Annotated in this window: 17 protein-coding genes; 5 read left to right on the top strand and 12 right to left on the bottom strand. The window is 66.8% G+C overall.

All coding sequences use genetic code 11. The features are described 5' to 3' along the window. Both ACE3S9_RS04340 and mtnA read left to right on the top strand, forming a co-directional pair. Positions 1-772: class II glutamine amidotransferase (locus ACE3S9_RS04340; RefSeq protein WP_374545203.1), on the top strand; the 772-nt coding region annotated here is incomplete at its 5' end. Further along, positions 766-1,842, top strand: coding sequence for an S-methyl-5-thioribose-1-phosphate isomerase (gene mtnA / locus ACE3S9_RS04335; protein ID WP_374545202.1), 1,077 nt, complete (start codon positions 766-768; stop codon positions 1,840-1,842). The genes ACE3S9_RS04340 and mtnA, both read left to right, overlap by 7 nt. Before the next feature lie 3 nt (positions 1,843-1,845). Here the strand turns inward: mtnA and ACE3S9_RS04330 are convergent, their stop codons facing one another. The 5 genes from ACE3S9_RS04330 to ACE3S9_RS04310 all read right to left on the bottom strand — a co-directional run bounded on the left by ACE3S9_RS04330 (position 1,846) and on the right by ACE3S9_RS04310 (position 5,583). Beyond that, positions 1,846-2,271, bottom strand: a complete 426-nt coding sequence (locus ACE3S9_RS04330) for a low molecular weight phosphatase family protein (RefSeq protein ID WP_374545201.1) — start codon at positions 2,269-2,271, stop codon at positions 1,846-1,848. Further along, entirely contained in the window at positions 2,271-2,759 is a 489-nt protein-coding gene (locus ACE3S9_RS04325) for a UPF0262 family protein (RefSeq protein WP_374545200.1), read from the bottom strand. Before ACE3S9_RS04325 ends, ACE3S9_RS04330 begins: the two co-directional genes overlap by 1 nt. 4 nt (positions 2,760-2,763) lie before the next feature. Then, positions 2,764-4,059: a histidinol dehydrogenase gene (gene hisD, locus ACE3S9_RS04320; RefSeq protein ID WP_374545199.1), complete on the bottom strand. Its 1,296-nt coding sequence runs from the start codon at positions 4,057-4,059 to the stop codon at positions 2,764-2,766. 78 nt (positions 4,060-4,137) lie between these two features. Further along, positions 4,138-4,599, bottom strand: coding sequence for a DUF2948 family protein (locus ACE3S9_RS04315; RefSeq protein ID WP_374545198.1), 462 nt, complete (start codon positions 4,597-4,599; stop codon positions 4,138-4,140). Positions 4,600-4,647: 48 nt separating this feature from the next. After that, on the bottom strand, positions 4,648-5,583 hold the full coding sequence (locus tag ACE3S9_RS04310; RefSeq protein WP_374545197.1) for a transglycosylase SLT domain-containing protein: 936 nt from the start codon (positions 5,581-5,583) through the stop codon (positions 4,648-4,650). 153 nt (positions 5,584-5,736) lie between these two features. Between ACE3S9_RS04310 and ACE3S9_RS04305 the strand changes: the two genes are divergently transcribed. Beyond that, a complete protein-coding gene (locus ACE3S9_RS04305; protein WP_374545196.1) occupies positions 5,737-6,759 on the top strand; it encodes a catalase family peroxidase in 1,023 nt (340 codons plus the stop codon). Positions 6,760-6,766: 7 nt separating this feature from the next. Here the strand turns inward: ACE3S9_RS04305 and tam are convergent, their stop codons facing one another. The 5 genes from tam to ACE3S9_RS04280 form a co-directional block, all read right to left on the bottom strand. After that, the gene (tam, locus tag ACE3S9_RS04300; RefSeq protein WP_374545206.1) at positions 6,767-7,537 is read right to left on the bottom strand and encodes a trans-aconitate 2-methyltransferase; all 771 of its coding nucleotides are present in this window, start codon (positions 7,535-7,537) and stop codon (positions 6,767-6,769) included. Positions 7,538-7,598: 61 nt separating this feature from the next. Next, positions 7,599-8,444: an ABC transporter permease gene (locus ACE3S9_RS04295; RefSeq protein WP_374545195.1), complete on the bottom strand. Its 846-nt coding sequence runs from the start codon at positions 8,442-8,444 to the stop codon at positions 7,599-7,601. Beyond that, the gene (locus ACE3S9_RS04290; RefSeq protein WP_374545194.1) at positions 8,441-9,196 is read right to left on the bottom strand and encodes an ABC transporter ATP-binding protein; all 756 of its coding nucleotides are present in this window, start codon (positions 9,194-9,196) and stop codon (positions 8,441-8,443) included. Before ACE3S9_RS04290 ends, ACE3S9_RS04295 begins: the two co-directional genes overlap by 4 nt. 11 nt (positions 9,197-9,207) lie before the next feature. Next, positions 9,208-10,188 carry a PQQ-dependent catabolism-associated beta-propeller protein gene (locus ACE3S9_RS04285; protein ID WP_374545193.1) on the bottom strand — a complete coding sequence of 327 codons (981 nt, stop codon included), beginning with the start codon at positions 10,186-10,188 and terminating at the stop codon, positions 9,208-9,210. After that, positions 10,173-11,366, bottom strand: coding sequence for an ABC transporter substrate-binding protein (locus tag ACE3S9_RS04280; RefSeq protein ID WP_374545205.1), 1,194 nt, complete (start codon positions 11,364-11,366; stop codon positions 10,173-10,175). Before ACE3S9_RS04280 ends, ACE3S9_RS04285 begins: the two co-directional genes overlap by 16 nt. A 262-nt stretch (positions 11,367-11,628) precedes the next feature. Here ACE3S9_RS04280 and ACE3S9_RS04275 point away from each other — a divergent pair, with 262 nt between their 5' ends. Continuing rightward, positions 11,629-12,768 carry a hypothetical protein gene (locus tag ACE3S9_RS04275; RefSeq protein ID WP_374545192.1) on the top strand — a complete coding sequence of 380 codons (1,140 nt, stop codon included), beginning with the start codon at positions 11,629-11,631 and terminating at the stop codon, positions 12,766-12,768. Between the two features lie 115 nt (positions 12,769-12,883). Here the strand turns inward: ACE3S9_RS04275 and mscL are convergent, their stop codons facing one another. Then, on the bottom strand, positions 12,884-13,303 hold the full coding sequence (gene mscL, locus ACE3S9_RS04270) for a large conductance mechanosensitive channel protein MscL (protein ID WP_374545204.1): 420 nt from the start codon (positions 13,301-13,303) through the stop codon (positions 12,884-12,886). 139 nt (positions 13,304-13,442) lie between these two features. Here mscL and ACE3S9_RS04265 point away from each other — a divergent pair, with 139 nt between their 5' ends. Beyond that, positions 13,443-16,985, top strand: a complete 3,543-nt coding sequence (locus ACE3S9_RS04265; protein ID WP_374545191.1) for a NahK/ErcS family hybrid sensor histidine kinase/response regulator — start codon at positions 13,443-13,445, stop codon at positions 16,983-16,985. A 12-nt stretch (positions 16,986-16,997) separates the two neighbouring features. Here the strand turns inward: ACE3S9_RS04265 and phaZ are convergent. Beyond that, positions 16,998-17,708 (bottom strand): polyhydroxyalkanoate depolymerase (phaZ, locus tag ACE3S9_RS04260; RefSeq protein ID WP_374545190.1); only part of this gene is annotated, 711 nt, incomplete at its 5' end.

Genomic DNA, 17,708 nt, shown 5'->3' with positions numbered 1-17,708 from the left:
CGCCGGCCTCGCGCGGCGCGGCGGCGGCGCCGGCCCGCATCGCGACGGCTGGGGCATCGCCTTTTACGAAGGACGCGCGGCGCGCGCCTTCCACGATCCCGAGCCCGCCGCCAGTTCCGACATCGCCCGTTTCGTCGGCTCGCATCCGATCAAGAGCCGCACGGTCATCGCCCATATCCGGCAGGCCAATCGCGGCCGCGTCACGCTCGCCAACACGCACCCCTTCTCGCGCGAATTGTGGGGCCGCGTCTGGACCTTCGCCCATAACGGCCAATTGCGCGGCGTGAAGGCGCTGCCGCTCGATTTTTATGCGCCGGTCGGGACCACCGACAGCGAACACGCCTTCTGCTGGATGCTCGACCAGTTGCGCGCGCGTTTCGAAACGCTGCCGGCGGCCGCCCAGCTCGACCGCGAAATCCTCCAGCTCAGCACAAGGCTCGCGCGGCTCGGCGTGTTCAACATGCTGCTCACCGACAGCCGCACGCTTTACGCCTTCTGCGGCAAGAGACTCGCCTGCCTGACCCGCCGCGCGCCCTTCGGCGAGGCGACGCTGATCGACGAGGACCGCAAGGTGAATTTCGCCGAGGAGACCGGGCCGAACGATTGCGTCACCGTGGTCGCCACCGGGCCGCTGACCAGCGACGAAAGCTGGATGACGATCAAGCCCGGCACCCTGCTGGCGCTGCGCGACGGCGAGGTCGTCGCCTCCCTGTTCATCGAGCCGCCCGGCGGCGTAAAACCGCCGCGCGCGAAAAGGACCGTTACATGCTGATCAATGGCGCGAGCCGCACCGCCATCTGGCCCGACCCGAACGGCGAGGGCGTCGTCATCCTCGACCAGACCCGCCTGCCCCATGTGGTGGCCGAGGTCCTGCTGCGCGATCTCGCCGACGCCGCCCGCGCGATCAAGGACATGCTGGTGCGCGGCGCGCCGCTGATCGGCGTGACGGCCGCCTATGGCGTGGCGCTCGCCATGCGCGCCGATCCGTCCGACGCCGCGCTCGGCCGGGCGGTCGAAGTCCTGCGCGCGACGCGTCCCACCGCCGTCAATCTCGCCTGGGCGCTGCAGCGCATCGGCGGCTTTCTGCAGCCCATGCCGGAAGACCTGCGCCGCGACGCGGCCTTCGCCTTCGCCAAACATCTCGCCGACAAGGACATCGCCTGCAACGCCGCGATCGGCGAGCACGGCCTCGCCTTGATCCGCGCGGCGGCGGAAAAGCGCGGCGGCGCGCCGGTGCGCATCCTCACCCATTGCAACGCCGGCTGGCTCGCCACCGTCGATTGGGGCACCGCCACCGCGCCGGTCTACAAGGCGCAGGCCGCCGGGATTCCGCTCCATGTCTTCGTGGACGAAACCCGGCCGCGCAACCAGGGCGCCTCGCTGACCGCCTTCGAACTCGGCCAGCAGAGGGTCCCGCATACGCTGATTGTCGACAATGCCGGCGGCCATCTGATGCAGCATGGCGAGATCGATCTCTGCATCGCCGGGGCCGACCGCATCGCCGCCAATGGCGACGTCTGCAACAAGATCGGCACTTATCTCAAGGCGCTTGCCGCGCAGGACAATGACGTGCCGTTCTATGTCGCGGCGCCGGTTTCGACCCTCGATCCCGCGCTGGCGGAGGGCCGCCAGATCCCCATCGAGGAGCGCGCGCAGGAGGAAGTGACCTTCATGCCGGGCCTCGCCGCCAATGGCGAGGTGATCTCGGTGCGCATCGCGCCGCAGGGCACGCCGGCGCGCAATCCGGGCTTCGACGTCACCCCGGCGCGACTGGTCAGCGGCATCATTACGGAAAAAGGCGTGGTTGCGGCGAGTCGGGAGGCGCTGGCGGGACTGGCCTGAGGCTCAGCCGAACCGGCGCCCGATCCGCTCCTTCAGGCCGTCGCGCACGGCGCGATAGGCGTCAAGCTTCTGGTCGCGCGCGACGTCGAGATGGGTGACGTCCTCGGTCGCCCAATATTCGACCGGCGTGTCGAGATCGCGCGTCAATTCGAGTACGCGATGATGCGCTTCCGGCGAGAGCGTCACGATCAACTCGAAACGCGACAGATCGATCTCGTCGAGCGTCTGCGGGACATGGCCCATCATGGCCATGCCGATCTCGGCCATCACGCAGAGCGCGAATCCATCCATGTCGACCGCGCGCACGCCGGCGGAGGCGACTTCCATGTCCGGGCCGAACAACAGCCGGGCGAGGCCCTCCGCCATGGGCGAGCGCACGCTGTTCATGGCGCAGGCGAACAGGACGCAGGGACGCGAGCCGTTCGCCATCAGCCCTTCCAGTGAAGGGCGGTGACGAGGGTGAAAATGCGCCGCGACGTGTCGAAATCGCATTCGATCTTGCCGCGCAGCCGTTCGGCCAGCAATTGCGCGCCCTCGTTGTGCAAGCCGCGCCGGCCCATGTCGATGGCCTCGATCTGCGCCGGGCTGGCGGTGCGGATCGCCGCGAAATAGCTCTCGCAGATCATGAAATAATCCTTGAGGATGCGGCGGAAGGGCGCCAGCGACAGGATATGGACGATGATCGGCTCGCCGGCCTCGTCGAGAATGTTCAGCGCCAGCTTGGTTTCGTGCAGGCCGATATGGAGCTGATAGGGGCCGCCGGCATGGCCGGGCAAGGCGAAGGAATTTTCCTCGGTCAGGTCATAGATCGCGATGGCGCGCTCATGCTCCTGGTCCGGACTGCCGCGACCGATCGACGCTTCGTCGAGCGTGACGGCGATCAGCCGATTGCGGCGCAGGGCGTCGAGATGGCGCATGGGCTCACGCCTGTTCGAGTCTCAGGGCCACGGACAAGGCATGGGCGTCGAGCCGTTCGGCCTTGCCGAGCACGACCGCCGCAGGACCGATGGCGCGCAGGCTCTCCGGCGAGCATTTCAGCAGCGAGGTGCGCTTCATGAAATCCAGCACATTGAGGCCCGAGGAAAAACGCGCCGAGCGCGCCGTCGGCAGCACATGGTTGGAGCCGCCGACATAATCGCCGATGGCTTCCGGCGTATGGGCGCCGATGAAGATCGCCCCGGCGTTGCGCACGCCCGCCGCCAGTTCTTCCGCGTTATCCGCCATGATTTCGAGATGTTCGGCCGCGATGCGGTCGGCGAGCGGGAGCGCGTGCTCCAGTTTGTCGACAACGATGACAGCGCCCAATTCCGACCAGCTCTTTTCGGCGATCGCCCGGCGCGGCAGGGTTTCAAGCCGCTTCGCCACCGCCGCCTCGACGGCGTCGGCCAAAGCCCGATCGTCGGTGATGAGGATCGACTGCGCGGCCGTATCGTGTTCGGCCTGGGCGAGCAGATCGATGGCGATCCATTCCGGATTGCCGGTCTTGTCGGACAGGATCAGCACTTCCGAGGGGCCGGCGATCATGTCGATGCCGCATTGGCCGAACACGCGGCGCTTGGCGGCGGCGACAAAGGCGTTGCCCGGCCCGACGATCTTGGCCACCGGCGCGATGGTCTCCGTGCCATAGGCCAGAGCAGCCACCGCCTGCGCGCCGCCAATGCGATAGATCTCGTCCACCCCGGCGATATGCGCCGCCGCCAGCACCAAAGGCGACAATTGGCCGTCCGGCGCCGGCGCCACCATGACGAGGCGCTCGACCCCGGCGACCTTGGCCGGAATGGCGTTCATCAGCACGGAGGACGGATAGGAGGCGGTGCCGCCCGGCACGTAAAGCCCGGCGGATTCGACCGCCGTCCAGCGCCAGCCCAGCTCCGCCCCGGTCGCATCCGTGAAGCGCAGGTCGCTCGGGCGCTGCTTCTCGTGGAAGGCGACGATGCGGTCGCGCGCCAGCTCCAGCGCGGCGATCTGTTCGTTCGGGCACTGCGCCATCGAGGCGTCGATGTCGTCCCGCGAAATGCGCAGGGTTTCCGGCGTCAGCTCGATGCGGTCGAACCGGCGCGAATAATCGATCACAGCGGCGTCGCCGCGCGCGATCACATCCGCGATAATGTCGCGGACGATATGATCGACATCTTCCGCCGTCTCGCGCTTCATATGCAGAAGCTGCTCGAATTTTCCGTGGAAATCGGCGGCGGCGGCGTCGAGCCGGAACGGCATCGCATGTCTCCTCAGGAACAGGCGAGCGGTTTGTAGGCCCGGGCGCCTTTTGTCAAGCGCCGCCGCGGCTCCACATCCTCATTCGGCCTTGTGGCCCGGCGTATGGCGGACCCGCCAGCGCGGCCCGAGATCGGCCATGCGCGCCTCGAGGCATTCCACCTCCAGCCGCAGCGCGCAACCGCCGGAAAAGACCAGTTTCACCGCCCCCGAGGGCACGTCGCCGGGGATGAATTCGATATTCAGCAGGTTGAGGATGTCATCGGGCCGGTCCTGCCGGAACCCGTGCAGCGCGACCTTGCGCACATGATCGAAATGCAGCCCGGTCTGCGCCCTTTGCGGCGCGCCGCCCTCCGCGCTCAGCCAGTCGAACCGTTTCAGCACCAGCACGAAGCGTTTTTCACGCGGCAGGAAGGCCATGTCGCCGACGCGCAGGATGGAATCCTGCAAATGGGCGGCGAGCACGGCGAGGTCTTCCGCGTCGCAAGCCATGAGCCGCAGAGCGCGCCCGGGAGGCGCTTCGCTGTCCCTGCCCTGGTTCATGCCCTGCCCCGCCCCCTTGGCCTTCTCGCGGAGTCTTTTCACGGACGGTCAGCGATTGGGAGTCCCGAACATCGCCTGGAAAATATTGGTCGGCTGCGGCGGCGGAGGCGGCGCGGTATCGGCCAGGCTCGCCACGGTCGGCCGGACCGGCGGCGAATGGGCGTCGCGCATCTGGCTCAACATGCCCTTGTTCTTGGCGGTGTAATAATAGCCCGCGGCGTAAAGCCGCACCGCGCGGTCCATGTCACCGTCGGCGAGCGCCCAGGCGTTGGCGAGATAAGGCACGGCATAAGCGAGATTGGTCTCGGGATCGAGCAGGCCCTTGGGCCCGCCCTTGTAGCCCATCGAGCGCGCCGTCGCCGGGGTGATCTGCATCAGGCCGAAATAGCGGCGATTGATCAGCCGCGGGCAATATTTGCTCTCGCGCATGATGACGCGATGGAGCAAGGCCAGCGGCACGCCGTGCTGGCGGGCGTATTTGCGGGTCATGTCGGCGAGGCCCGCCTTTTCGGCGATGGCGAAACCCTCGACCTCCTCGTCGCGGTCGCGCCGCAAATTGACCTGGGCGCTTGGGTAATCGGCCGGGCCCGACGTGACCGGCTGGACCGAGGCGGATTCGACCGGGCTGGGCCGGGGCGTGGGCGCAGGCTGGGGCGCGACGGCTTGCATCGCCTCTGGCGGGGGCGGGGGCGGCGCCGGTTGGGGCGCCGGCGCGAATAGAGCGCCGAAGGGCCCGAAGGATGCGGGCGGATTGGCCGCATATTGCGAGGCCGCGCCCTGCTGGTAGGCCGCCTGTTGCGACTGCCCCTCGGCTGAGGCCTGCGGCGCATTGGGATCGTCCGGCGGCAGCGGCGGGTCGTCCGGGAAGGCCGGCCGCACGGGCGGCAAGGGCGCATGTTTGGGCGGCGCGGCGCGCGCGGGGCCGAATCCCTGCAAAGCGAGGACGGCGGCCAGGAGGATCGTTCGCGGCAGTCTTTGCGTCATATGGCGTGTTTGCCGCGAAAAAATGGCTTTGGCAAGGCGGCCATGGTTAAGGGCGATGGGTCAAGGGCGGCGCGGCAAGGACCGCCCGGCAGAATCGCACTGCCGCCGACTTTCGCGATCTGCTAGGGTGCCGGCTCCAAAATGGAGGCGCCGATGAGCCGTTTTGCCGTGAATCTCGCCGTTAAGCTTTTTCTCGGTGTTGGCTGCGCCGCCGTCGTTTTCGGCGCGCTGCCCGCACAAGCGGCGGACGACCCGTCGCCCGACCAGATGGTCGACGCGATCCAGAACATCACCGGCCTGCACAAGGGGCTGCGCCGCAATCACGGCAAGGGCTTCTGCGGGGCGGGGACCTTCAAGGGCGATCCGGACGCCGCCGCCTTGTCCGTCTCGCCGCTCTTCTCCGGCGAGAGCCTGCCGGTCCTCTTTCGCTTCTCCATCGCCGGCCCCAATCCTTCGGCTGGCGATGCGGCGCCCGCGCCGCGCGGGCTGGCCTTGCAGGTCACGCTGCCGGATGGCGGGCTGCAAGACCTGGTCATGATCAACGCGCCGTTTTTCCCGTCCGCGACGGTCAAGAGCTTTTACGATTTCCAGGTCGCCTCCGCGAGCGACCCCGCGACGGGCAAGCCAGATCCGGAAAAGCTCAAAGCCTATATAGCCTCGAATCCTGCCGCCAAGACCTTCGTCGACTGGCTTAAGGCGAACAACCCGCCGGATTCCTATGGCGACAGCCGCTATTACAGCATCCATGCGTTCAAATTCGTCGATGCCGCCAAACAGGGCCATTGGGTGAAGTGGCGCTTCGAGCCGCGCGATGGCGCCAAGGCGCTCACGGCGGAGGAAATGGCGGCGGCGCCGCATGACTTCCTGGAGCAGAAGCTGGCCGATCGCCTGCAGACCGGCCCGGTCGAATGGGACATGATCGTCACCATCGGCGAACCGGGCGACCCCCTCGACAATCCGACTTTGCTCTGGCCGACGGAACGCCGCGAGATCAAGGCGGGAACCCTGTCCTTGACCGAGGCCGGCTCCGCCTCGGCGGGAACCTGCGAGGACGTCATGTTCGATCCGAACCTGCTCGGCCCCGGCATCGAGGCCTCGCCGGACCCGATCCTGGCCTATCGCTCGGGCGCCTATGCCGTCTCCTATGGCAGGAGGCTCCAGGAAAAGACGCCCTGAGGGCCGTCTATTTCTGCGCGACGAAGAACAGGCGCGGATAGAGCAGCAGCACCTTGCCGTCGGCCTGCGGCGTATAGGCCAATTCCAGTTCGCGGCGATATTGCGCGAGAAAAGTGGGCGTTTCCTCGTCGCGCAACTGGTTCAGGAAGGGCCGCAAGGCCGAGCCGACGAACCAGTCCACGATGGCGTCATGCCCGTCGAGCGGATGGACATAAGTCGTCTGCCAGAGATCGATCATCCGGCAATGCGGCGCGGTCCAGGCGTAATAATCGTCGAGCGAGCCGATGATCGCCCGCGATTTCGCGACCGGGGCCAGCCGCTCGGCCCAGGGGCCGTCCACCGCCACCATGCGCATGAGGGCATGGGCGGCGTCCTGCAGCACATTGGGCATCTGCACGGCGAGAACGCCGCCCGGATTAAGGAAGGACATCAGCTTCGGCAGCAGGCGATGGTGGTCCGGCGCGAAATGCAGCGCGGCATTGGCGAAGATCAGGTCGACCTTGTCCTCCGCCTCCCAATCCTTGATATCCTGCTGGACGAATTGCGCGACGGGCAGGCGCTCGCGCGCGGCGGCGAGCATGTTCTCGGACGTGTCGACGCCGAGAATGTCGGCGCCGCGAAAATAAAGCGCCAGCATGGCGGCGCTATTGCCGGGACCGCAGCCGAGATCGACGATTTTCCGAGGGGCGAGCGGCGGAATCCGCGCGATCAGGTCGCGCGCCGCCTGGGCGCGCTCGCGCTCGAATTTCAGATAAAGCTGCGAATCCCAGTCCACCATCATGGGAAATTAGCGTCGCCGCGCGTTATTTGTCTACTATTCCTATAGATAAAATTTTTATTCAGGCGCCCGCGCCGGGCGCGCCGCGCAGGGTCATCAGGCCGCGCGAGGGATCATAGGCGAAAATGGCCGCCGACATGAAGACCAAAGCGCAACCGGCCACCACGGCGAAAGCGAGCGGATTGAACTGGCCATAAAGCGCGAAGCGGATCAGTTCGACGGCATGGGTGAAGGGATTGGCCTGGCAGACGTAATAGAGCGCCGGGCTGCCTTCCTGCACGCGCCACAGCGGATAAAGCGCGGACGAGGCGAAGAACATCGGGAAGATGACGAAATTCATGATCCCGGCGAAATTCTCCAATTGCTTGATGAGCGAAGACAGCAACATGCCGAGCGCGCCGAGCATCAAGCCGACCAGCAGCAGCGCCGGCAGCACGGTGAGATAGCCGATCCGCGGCGGCTCGATCTCCCAGAACCAGGCGATCAGCAGGAAGGCGTAGACCTGCAGCACCGAGACCAGCGTGCCGGCGATCAGCTTGCCGAACAGCAGGAAGGCGCGCGGAAACGGGCTGAGCAGCAGCACGCGCATATTGCCCATCTCGCGGTCATAGACCATCGAGAGCGAGGATTGCATGCCGTTGAAAAGCTGGATCATCGCCATCAGGCCGGGCGTGATATAGACGTCATAGAGGACATAGGTGTCATAGGGCGGGATGATCGAGACGCCCAGCACCTGCCGGAAGCCGGCGGCGAAAATGAACAGCCAGACCAAAGGCCGCACCAGAGCGGAGATGAAACGCTCGCGCTGGTGCAGGAAGCGCAGGCCTTCGCGCCAGACGATGCCCTGGAGGCAGATGAGATAAGCCCCGAAGCCGAGACGGCGGGGGACGGCGGCCTCGATGCTCATGCGGCGCCTCGCGTTTCGCTCTCGTCGATCAGGGCCACGAAGGCCGCCTTCATATCGGCCGCGCCGGTCTTGGCCAACAGGTCCTCGACCTTGCCCTCGGCGCACAATTTGCCCTTGTGCAGCACGACCACCGCGTCGCCTGGCTCGATCTCGTCGGTCAGATGGGTGGCCCAGAGCACGCTCACGCCCTCCCGCGCGATCAGCCCGCGCACCAGTTTGAGAATGCCGGCGCGGGCGCCGATGTCGAGGCCGACCGTCGGCTCGTCCAGCACCAGCAGGCGGGGGCGATGCAGCAGCGCGCGGGCGATTTCGACGCGGCGCATCTGGCCGCCCGACAGCGCGCGGACCTTGTCCTTCGCCCGGTCGGCGAGGCCGACCGCCTGCAGCAGCTCTTCCGTGCGCGCGGCGGCCTCCTTGCGGCCAATGCCGTGCAAAGCGGCGTGATAATAGAAATTCTGCGCCACCGAGAGATCGAGATCGAGCGTGCGCGACTGGAACACCACGCCCAGTTCCGCCAGAGCCGCGCGCGGATTGCGCGACAGGTCGCGCCCCAGCACCAGAATTTCGCCCTTCTGCAAGGCGAACAGCCTTGTGACCAGCGAAAACATCGTGCTCTTGCCCGCGCCGTTGAGCCCGAGCAGCACGCAAAAGGCGCCGGGGGCGACGGAAAAGCTCACATCCTCCAGCGCCACACGCGGGCCGTAACGATGGCTGACATGGCGCAATTCCAGCGCCGGCGCGGTCTCGCTCATCATGGTCCCGTTCACGGCTTCTGCGGGGCGGGAATGGCCAGTTCCCAGGGCGATTCGCCAACCTGCACGGATTTGACCACTTTCAGCGCCTCGACGTCGATGACCGACACGTCATTGGACACGCCGTTGCTCGTCAACAGATATTTGCCATCCGGCGTGAGGGCGGCATGCCACACCCGCTGGCCGACGAGAAGATATTTCAACACCTGACGGGTCTTCACGTCCACCACCGCGACGCGATTGGCCGGTCCGAGCGAGACGAAAGCCAGCTTGCCGTCGCGCGTCATGGTGATTCCGACCGGCTGGACATTTTCCGAGCGCAGGCCCGGCACGTCGAATTTCACGCGGTCCTTGATCTTGAAGCTGGCGGCGTCGATCACCACTACATCGCCGCCGATCTCGGCCGAGACCCAGACCTCGGCGCCGTCCGGCGTGAAGGCCGCCATGCGCGGGCGTTGGTCGACCAGCACATTGGCCAGGGTCTTGCGTTTTGCGGTGTCGACGAAATGGGCCATATTGGTGGTTTCGGTGGTGGCGACGACGATCTTGCCGTCAGGGCTCACCGCCAGCCCTTCCGGCTCCACGCCGACGCGCACGGCGCCAATCCGCTCCTTGCTGGCGGCGTCGAAGGCCGTCAGGAAATTGCTGTCCTCATTGGTCACATAAAGGGTCTTGCCGTCGGGCGAGATGTCGACCCGTTCCGGATCGCGCCCCGCCGGAAACTGCTCGGCGATGGCGTATGTCTTGGGGTCGATCACGGCGATGGCGTCGGAATCGCCGAGCGCGACATAGAGCTTGCTGCCGTCCGGGCTGGCGACAATGCCGCGCGGGCGCTGGCCGACCGGAATGGTCTTTTTCACGGTCAGGCTGTCGGTGTCGATCACCGTGACGCTATTGCCTTTTTCGTTGGTGACGAAGGCGTCGAAGGCCAAAGCCGGCGTGGCGGAGGCAAGAACGGCGGCCAGCGCCAGCATGTTCACTTGAAGCGGCATTTCGTCTCCGGTCGATCAAGGCCCAAAGTGTCGAGCTCCGAGAACTGATGCATGAAGCCCTCCTGCGGCGAGACGGAAACGACATTGCGGCCGTCCGAAAGCAGGATCGGCTGGCGCAATTGCAGGTTCCAGTCGCGCAGGGTCAGTTTCTGGCCCTTGAAGGCGGCGAGCGCGAAATCCTTCGACAGGAAATAGCCTTTCGCGGCGGCGGGGTCGCCGCCCGCATTATGGGCGGCCGCCTCGCCGATCATGCGCGCCGCCGTCCAGGCGTTCATGTCGAGCGGCGTCATGAAGCGCGAGAATTTCCGCTCGAACCGCTGCTGCAACTGGGTCGCGCCCCATTGCTCGTTGGACGGATCCCAGGCGGTCGGAACCAGCCCCGCCGAACCGGCCACCGGGCGCGGATCCCAGGTGCGGAAGGGCAGATAATCGGCGAAGACGGCGCTTTCGTCGGCGGCGACCAGCACGTCATAGGCCGGGACGCCTTGCGTGAAGGACGGAATCTGCTTCTGCACCAAAGCGACGCCGCTGTCCGAACGCCGCGCGCCGCCGCGATCCTCGAACACCCGCTCCTCGACCAGCTTGGCGCCGAAGCGCGCGCCCGAACGTTTCAGCGCATCGGCCCAGAGCTTGTCCTCCGGATGCGAGCCCGTGACGAGGAACCATTTGCGCCATTGCTTCCAGACCAGATATTGCGCCAGCGCATCCGCAAGCATGGAGCGGGTCGGGGCGACATGGATGACATTGGCGCGGCAGAATTCCTCGCGCAAAATATCGTCCGGGGCGCCGATGTTGAAGATCAGCAGATTGGCGGCCGCCGGGCTGTCGGCGGCGCCGACCAGCGCGCCGGCGGGCAGGTCGGCGATCACGAATTTGACGCCCTTGCCGGCGAGATCCGCCAGCCCTTTGGCGGCATCCTCGCCCGGCTGCAGGCGGCGTTGGACGAGATTGAAGGCCTGGCCGAGAAATTCGCCCGTGACATTGTCGTCGTCGATTCCGACGAGCGCGCCGGCCTCGCCGTCATTTTCGGCGGGCAATTGCAGGCGGGAAACGGCCGTGCCTTGTTCGGCCCGGCGCAGATAGCCGATCGCAATGGTCTGCGCGGGAGCCGCCGCTTCGGCGGCCGAATCGGCGCCCGCAGGTTCGGCGGCGAGACCCGCATGCGGCGCGGTCAGCAGCGCGGCCGAGAGCACGGCCCCGCGCAAGGCGCCGGCGCCCCAGCCCCCCAGCGTCCGGGACCAAGAATGCTTCCTTTGCAAGACGTCTCCCTGTCGCGCGGATTTCGCGCGCATTTTCGTTGTCGGGCTCGAATTTAGCCGCCTTGACGCGCCGGCCGCAACTCCCCCCGCTTCGGCGCCTTAAGCCAATTGCGCGCGCCTTTTCGGGCTTGGCCAAAGGATGAGGCGCCCATTCCATGGCGTTTCATGCCACAGTGCGGCCATGCCGCGCAAAAACGACCTCGAAACCGAATGGGCGAACCTGCTCTGGCCAACGCTGTTCGCAGCCGAGGCCGGCGCCGTTTTCCTGCGCCACATGGTCGACGCGCTCGCGCCGCGCCGAAAGCCCGCGCCGCCGCCCGAGCCGGTCTGGGCGAGCCGGAACAAGGTCGTCCTGCAATTGGGCGCGGCGCGGCTGCGTCAGTTCGGGCCGCCGCCCAAAGCCGTCGCCGCCGGGACTGGCGCGCGGGCGCACACAAGACGCACGCCGATTCTGGTCTGCGCCCCCTTCGCCTTGCACGACGCCCGCCTCGCTGATCTGTGCGAGGGCCACAGCCTCGTCGCGCAGCTTCGCGCCAGCGGCGCGCCGGTCTATCTGGTCGAATGGCTGTCGACCAGCAACACCCAGATCTTCCGCCGCATCGACGATTATCTCGCCGATCTCAACGTCATGGTGGACGAACTCGGCGGCGCCTGCGATTTCGTCGGCCTGTGCCAGGGCGGCTGGCTCAGCCTGATCCATGCGGCGCGCTTCCCCGCCAAGGCGCGCAAACTGGTGATCGCAGCGGCGCCCGTCGACACCCATGTCGTCGATTCGCCGCTGTCGGCTCTGGCGCGTTCGACGCCGATGGAAACCTTCCAGGAGCTGGTGCGCCTCGGCGGCGGCTTCGCGCGCGGCGCGCAGGCGCAACAATTCTGGGGGCTGATGGCGCACAGCCCGGAGCAGATTCACGAGCTGCTGCAGAGCGAGCTGCCGCTCGATTCCGAGCGTTTCGCGGCGCAGGCTGCTCTGTTTCGCGCCTGGAGCGGGCGCACGCTCGACCTGCCGGGCGCCTTCTATCTCGAAGTGGTCGACAAGCTCTACAAGCGCAACCAGCTCGCGCGCGGTGAATTCGTCGCCCTCGGCAAGAAGATCGGCCTCAAGACCATCCATCACCCGCTTTACCTGATTGCGGCGCATAACGACGAGGTCGCAGCGCCGGAACAGACGCTGGCCTGCGCCGATCTGGTCGGGACGCCGGCGGCGGCGATCCGCTCCGCTGTCGTCCCCGGCGGCCATCTCCATCTGTTTCTGGGCGCCCGCGCGCTGAAGAAGCTGTGGCCCGACGTCGCCGCCTGGCTGGCCGCCCCGACGCGCGCCTGACGTACGCAGCCCTGGTCAAAGCGCCGGAGGCGACCGCGCCGACCGGCGCGGCGGCGGCTGACGCCGCCGGGCGTCTATGCTTTCGAGCCCTCGAAAACATAGGCCCTGACCAAACTTAGCGCTTGGCGAGCAGGTCGCGAATTTCCCCAAGCAGCACTTCGCTGCGTGGCGGCTCGGCCGGCGCGGCGGGCTCCTCCTTGGTCGCCATCAGCTTGTTGACGCCGCGAATCAGCAGGAACAGGGCGAAGGCGACGATGACGAAATTCAGCAGCGCGGTCAGGAAGGCGCCATAGCCGAAGGCCGCTCCGACCTTTTTGGCGTCGGCGTAAGCGGGGTGATTGGCGATATTCGAGCTCAGGGCGAGATAATAATTGGAGAAATCGAGATTGCCCGGCGTGATCGCGCCGATCACCGGCATGATCAGATCCTCGACCAGCGAGGAGACGATCTTGCCGAAGGCCGCGCCGATGACCACGCCGACGGCGAGATCCAGCGCATTGCCGCGCATGGCGAATTTTTTAAATTCTTCTAGAATGCTCATGGAATCCCCCTGTCCGGCGCGTCGGAACGGAGCCTGAAGGTTAAGCCGAGCCTCGGGAAACGGTCAATCGGCGCGAAGGGGGCGGCGCGAAGGGATTTGCGTCTTTTCGCCCGGAAAGCGCCATAGGAGCCTCATGCCCGCGAGCTGGATCTATATCGCCGCGACCCTGCTTTATTTCCTCGGCCTGCTCGCGCTCGCCGTCTATGGCGACCGGCACGCCGGACGTTTTGCGGGCAAGAGGACGCGGCGCATCGTCTATACGCTCGGCCTGTGCGTCTATTGCACCTCCTGGACCTTTTTCGGCTCGGTCGGGCTCGCCTCGTCCAACGGCCTCGACTTCCTGCCGATCTATATCGGGCCGATGCTGGTGTTCGGCTTCGGCTGGCCGCTGGTGGCGCGGGTGGCGCGGCTGGCGCGGGCGCAGAACATCACCTCCATCGCCGATTTCCTGGCCGCCCGCTACGGCAAGTCGGAGGCGGTCGCGGCGGTCGCCGCCATCATCGCGGTCATCGGCGTCATTCCCTATATCGCCTTGCAGCTCAAGGCCATTTCCGCGACCCTGATCGTCGGTTTCGGCAATGTCGCGCCCTTCGATCCGCCGCCGCCTTCGGTCTGGCCCGACCGGCTGGCCTTCGGCGTCGCGATCCTGCTGGCTTTATTCGCCATGGCCTTCGGCACGCGGCGCGTGGACGCCGGCGAACACCAGAACGGGCTGATGGTGACGGTGGCGGCGGAATCCGTCGCCAAGCTGCTCGCCTTTCTGGTCGTCGGCGCCTTTGTCGTGTGGTGGATGTTCGACGGTCTCGGCGACCTGTTCCAGCGCGCGGCGACGAGCCCGCGCATCCGCGCCGTGCTTGCGGCGCCGCCCGATCTCTCGGTCTGGGTGACGCTCGCTTTGCTGTCGAGCGGCGCCATGATGCTGCTGCCACGCCAGTTTCACGTCGCCATTGTCGAAAATCACGACGAGACCGACATACGCTCCGCGGCGGTGGTCTTCCCGCTCTATCTGCTGGCGATCAATTTCTTCGTCGTCCCGCTGGCCATCGCCGGGCTGGTGCTGTTTCCCGACGTGGTCGACCGCGACATCAGCGTCATGGCGCTGCCGATCGACGCGGAAAACGGCCCTGTCACGCTGATCGCCATGATCGGCGGGCTTTCGGCGGCGACCGCCATGGTGGTGGTCGAATCGGTCGCGCTGTCGATCATGGTGTCGAACAATCTCGTCCTGCCGATGCTGCTGCGGTTCGGCCGGCTGCGCAACGGCCGCGCGCGGACGGTCGCCGAGGGCGAGGCGGGACGGCGCATCCTGCGCGTGCGCCGCGTCGCCATCCTGGTCGTGCTGATTCTCGCCTTCGGCTATTATCGCCTGACCGGCGAGGCTTTGCTCGCATCGATCGGCATTCTGTCCTTCGCCTGCATGGCGCAATTCGGCCCGGCCTTCATCGGCGCCTTCGTCTGGCGGCGCGGCACGTCGCTCGGCGCGATCGCCGGCCTGATCACCGGCGTGACCATCTGGGCCTTCATGCTGCTCGCGCCCTCGCTCGACGCCGGCATGATGCAGCGGATCATCGCAGCGGCGCAGTTCCCGCCCCGGCCCGACCTGCCCTCGCCCGATATTTTCAACCTGCAAATGTCCACTCTGGTGCGCGGCGTGTTCTGGAGCCTGCTCGGCAACAGCCTCGCCTATGTCGCCTTCTCGCTGGTGCGCCGGCCGACCCCGATCGAACGTCTGCAGGCCGATATTTTCGTCAGCAAGAACGCCGCGCCCATGGCCCAAGCCTTCCGGCTATGGCGCTCCAGCGTCGCCTCGGCGGAGGTGGAGGCGACGGTCGCGCGCTATCTCGGCGCGCAGCGCACGCGCGAGGCCTTCGAGACCTATCACATCGGCCGCGGCCAGACCTATGACCCGCGCGCCGAGGCGGACATCCACCTGCTGCGGCTGTCCGAACATCTGCTCGCCTCGGCGATCGGCGCGGCCTCCTCGCGCCTCGTGCTGTCGCTGCTGCTGCGCCGGCGCAATGTGTCGAGCGCCGCCGCGCTGCGCCTGGTCGACGACGCCTCCGCCGCCTTGCTCTACAATCGCGACGTGCTCCAGCATGCGTTGGATTTCGCGCGGCAGGGCATATCGGTGTTCGACGCGGATCTGCGCATGACCTGCTGGAACCGCGAGTTCCGCGACATGTTCGAATTGCCCGCGGGCTTCACGCGCACCGGCGTCGCGCTCGACGACATCCTGCGCTTCAACGCCGAGCGCGGCCTCTATGGCGACGGCCCGACCGACGAACTGGTGGCGGGCCGGCTGGAGCGCCTGACCAATACCGAGCCGTTCCGCGTGCCGCTGGCGACCTCCGGCAAGGTGATCGAGACCCGTTCGGCCCGGATGCCGGACGGCGGTCTGGTGGTGACCTATACCGATGTCACCGAGCAATTCGCCGCCGAACAGGCGCTGGAATCCGCCAATGAAACATTGGAGCGGCGCGTGCATGAGCGCACCGAGCAGCTCACCCGGCTGAACGACGAACTGGGCCGCGCCAAGACCCAGGCCGACGAGGCCAATCTGTCCAAGACCCGCTTCCTCGCCGCCGCCGGCCACGACATCCTGCAGCCGCTCAACGCCGCGCGGCTCTATGCCGCCACCATGATCCAGCGCGCCGCCGCCGGAGCGCCCCCGAGCGAAACCGGCGCGCTGGCGCGCAATGTCGATTCCGCTCTGGAGGCGGTCGAGGACATTTTCTCGGCCTTGCTCGAAATGTCGCGGCTCGACGCCGGCGCGATGAAGGTCGAGCTGAGCAATTTCCGCGTCGACGACCTGTTCCGCCAGCTCCGGATCGAATTCGCGCCGCTGGCGGAGAAGAAGGGCCTCAAGCTCGCCTTCGTTCCCTGCTCGCTCGCCGTGCGCTCCGATCGCCGCCTGCTGCGCCGGCTGTTGCAGAACCTGATCTCCAACGCGGTCAAATATACGCCGGGCGGCCGGGTGCTGGTCGGCGCGCGCCGGTCGCGCGGCAAGGTCCGGCTGGAAGTGTGGGACACCGGCATGGGCATCCCGCTGGAAAAGCAGAAAAGCGTGTTTCGCGAGTTCGAACGGCTCGACACGGTGGGCGCGGAGCCCGGCCTCGGCCTCGGCCTGTCGATCGTCGAGCGCATGGCGCGCGTGCTCGGCCACCAGCTCGCCTTGCGCTCGGCGCCCGGCAAGGGTTCGGTGTTCATGGTCACGGCGCCCGCCGCCGCGCCGCCGCCGCAGGCCGCGCGCCGCGACGGTCCGCCGGCCGCCGCCTCGCGCCAATCGCCGCTGGTCAATATGACCGTGGTGGCGATCGACAATGACAAGCTGATCGCCGACGGCATGCGCTCGCTGCTGTCGGCCTGGGGCTGCGTCGCCGTCGTCGCCGGAAGCCAGCGCGAGGCCATTGCCGAACTCGCCCGCGCCAAACGGGTCCCGGACGCCATTCTGGCGGATTTCCATCTCGACGAGGGCGATGGCGTCGACGCCATCGTGGCGCTGCGCTGGAAATTCGGCGCTTCGATTCCCGCCGCGCTGCTCACCGCAGACCGCTCGGACGACATGCGCGCCCGCGCGGCGGAAAAGGATGTGATGGTGATCAACAAGCCGGTCAAGCCCGCGACCCTGCGCGCCATGCTGGCGCAATGGCGCGCCGCGGCCTCGACCCAGGCCTGACGCGGACCCGCCTCAGGCGTTGGTCAAGACCGGGCGCTTCTTCTTGCGATAGGCTTCGACCTGGGCGTGGAAGGCGCAGATCCGCGGCGCGATTTCCTTGCGGAAGCGCGAGCCGTTGAACACGCCGTAATGGCCGACATCCTTCTGCAAATAATGCAGGCGCAGCTCGGGCGGAATATTCGCGCAGAGATCCTGCGCGGCCTCGGTCTGTCCGACGCCGGAAATGTCGTCGTTCTCGCCTTCGACCGTCATCAGGCCGACGCGGCGGATCATGGTCGGATCGACCGGCTCGCCGCGATGTTTCATCTCGCCCTTGGGCAAAGCGTGATGAACGAAGACCGTATCGATGGTCTGCAGATAGAATTCCGCCGTCAGATCCATCACCGCGAGATATTCGTCATAGAATTCGCGATGCTTTTCGGCCGAATCGCCGTCGCCCTTGACGAGATGGTTGAACATGTCGAGATGAGCGTTGACATGGCGGTCGAAATTCATCGCCATGAAGCCCGACAATTGCAGGAAGCCCGGATAGACGTCGCGGCCCACGCCCGGGAAGGGAAAGGGCGCGACATGGATGCAATTGCGCCGGAACCAGGACGAGCCGCGCTTTTCCGCCAGCTTGTTGACCGCCGTCGGGCTGCGCCGCGTGTCGATCGGGCCGCCTTTCAGCGTCATGGACGCCGGAACATGCGGATTGTGCTCGGCCTCCATCCGCGCCACCGC

This window comes from Rhodoblastus sp. (genome assembly GCF_041915505.1).
GTDB lineage: Bacteria > Pseudomonadota > Alphaproteobacteria > Rhizobiales > Beijerinckiaceae > Rhodoblastus.
Note: the sequence above shows the minus strand (reverse complement) of the source record. Positions and strands in the feature narration are given on the sequence as shown.

Coding starts and splice junctions, on each gene's coding strand:
- ACE3S9_RS04295 (WP_374545195.1), bottom strand. CDS start 8,444: ATGAGCATCGAGGCCGCCGTCCCCCGCCGTCTCGGCTTCGGGGCTTAT.
- ACE3S9_RS04290 (WP_374545194.1), bottom strand. CDS start 9,196: ATGAGCGAGACCGCGCCGGCGCTGGAATTGCGCCATGTCAGCCATCGT.
- ACE3S9_RS04315 (WP_374545198.1), bottom strand. CDS start 4,599: ATGAACCAGGGCAGGGACAGCGAAGCGCCTCCCGGGCGCGCTCTGCGG.
- hisD (WP_374545199.1), bottom strand. CDS start 4,059: ATGCCGTTCCGGCTCGACGCCGCCGCCGCCGATTTCCACGGAAAATTC.
- ACE3S9_RS04310 (WP_374545197.1), bottom strand. CDS start 5,583: ATGACGCAAAGACTGCCGCGAACGATCCTCCTGGCCGCCGTCCTCGCT.
- ACE3S9_RS04285 (WP_374545193.1), bottom strand. CDS start 10,188: ATGCCGCTTCAAGTGAACATGCTGGCGCTGGCCGCCGTTCTTGCCTCC.
- tam (WP_374545206.1), bottom strand. CDS start 7,537: ATGGTGGACTGGGATTCGCAGCTTTATCTGAAATTCGAGCGCGAGCGC.
- ACE3S9_RS04275 (WP_374545192.1), top strand. CDS start 11,629: ATGCCGCGCAAAAACGACCTCGAAACCGAATGGGCGAACCTGCTCTGG.
- ACE3S9_RS04325 (WP_374545200.1), bottom strand. CDS start 2,759: ATGCGCCATCTCGACGCCCTGCGCCGCAATCGGCTGATCGCCGTCACG.
- ACE3S9_RS04305 (WP_374545196.1), top strand. CDS start 5,737: ATGAGCCGTTTTGCCGTGAATCTCGCCGTTAAGCTTTTTCTCGGTGTT.
- ACE3S9_RS04265 (WP_374545191.1), top strand. CDS start 13,443: ATGCCCGCGAGCTGGATCTATATCGCCGCGACCCTGCTTTATTTCCTC.
- mtnA (WP_374545202.1), top strand. CDS start 766: ATGCTGATCAATGGCGCGAGCCGCACCGCCATCTGGCCCGACCCGAAC.
- ACE3S9_RS04330 (WP_374545201.1), bottom strand. CDS start 2,271: ATGGCGAACGGCTCGCGTCCCTGCGTCCTGTTCGCCTGCGCCATGAAC.